Source organism: Candidatus Propionivibrio aalborgensis (genome assembly GCF_900089945.1).
Taxonomy (GTDB): Bacteria; Pseudomonadota; Gammaproteobacteria; order Burkholderiales; family Rhodocyclaceae; genus Propionivibrio; species Propionivibrio aalborgensis.
The window spans coordinates 1-1311 of record NZ_FLQY01000266.1 but is presented as its reverse complement, the minus strand read 5'-3'; the positions used below and the strand labels follow the sequence as shown (position 1 = coordinate 1311).

The 1311-nt window shown below is 61.1% G+C and carries 1 protein-coding gene; it reads left to right on the top strand.

The features are described from left to right. Positions 1-1311: glutamine--fructose-6-phosphate transaminase (isomerizing) (gene glmS, locus PROAA_RS12580; RefSeq protein WP_186411672.1), on the top strand; the 1311-nt coding region annotated here is incomplete at both ends.

The following is a 1311-nucleotide window of genomic DNA, read 5'->3' as shown; positions in this document are numbered from 1 at the left end:
GCAGGGCGCTTATGCCCTCGCCGTCCTGCGCGAATCCGAACCCGAGCATGTCGTGGTGGCCCGTGAAGGCTCCCCGCTGCTGCTTGGCCTGGCCGATGACGGAAGCTATGCCGCTTCCGATGCGTCCGCCCTGCTGCAGGTAACGCGCCGGATCGTCTATCTGGAGAACGGCGACTGTGCCGAGCTGACGCGCGACAGTTACCGCATTACCCGTGTTGACGGCTCTCCGGTCGAGCGCGCGGAAACCGAGTCGCACCTTTCCGCCGATGCGGTCGAACTCGGCCAGTATCGCCATTACATGCAGAAGGAAATCTTCGAACAGCCGGTCGCACTATCCAACACGCTTGAGATGCTCGGCGCGGCACGCAGTATCCAGCCCGGACTGTTTGGCGCTGACACCGAGTCGATCCTCAAAGACGTCCGTCAGGTGCTGATCATCGCCTGCGGCACCAGCTACCATGCCGGCCTGGTCGCCCGTTACTGGCTCGAAGCGATCGCCGGAATTTCGTGCAACGTCGAGGTGGCGAGCGAATACCGATACCGCGAATCCGTCCCCGACCCGCAAACGCTGGTCGTCACGCTTTCGCAGTCAGGTGAAACGGCCGACACTCTGGCCGCATTGCACCACGCCAAATCGCTCGGCATGAAACATACCCTGTGCATCTGCAACGTTCCCGAATCCTCGCTGGTACGCGAGAACGCGCTACGTTTCATCACTCGTGCCGGCCCTGAAATCGGCGTCGCATCGACCAAAGCGTTCACCACGCAGCTTGCCGCGCTCTACCTGCTGACCCTGATCTTTGCCAAACTGCGTGGCCGGCTTACCGAGCAGGCGGAAGCCGCCGAACTGCAAGCCCTACGTCACCTGCCCGTTGCGGTATCCAAAATACTTGAACTGGAACCGCTGATCCGCGAATGGTCCGAGCACTTTGCCATGAAGCAGGACGCCCTGTTCCTCGGGCGTGGGCGGCACTACCCGATTGCGCTTGAAGGTGCCCTCAAGCTCAAGGAAATCAGCTACATCCATGCCGAAGCCTATCCAGCCGGCGAGCTGAAGCACGGACCGCTGGCATTGGTCGACAAGAACATGCCGGTGATTGCAGTGGCACCCAACGATGCCTTGCTGGAAAAACTGAAGTCCAACCTGCAGGAAGTTCGAGCGCGAGGCGGCGAGCTTTACGTGTTTGCCGACGCCGACGGTGAAATGGTCGCTGCCGACGGACTGCATGTCATGCATCTGCCAGAACATTACGGTCAGCTCTCAGCCCTGCTGCACGTCGTTCCCCTGCAATTGCTGGCCTATCACGTCGC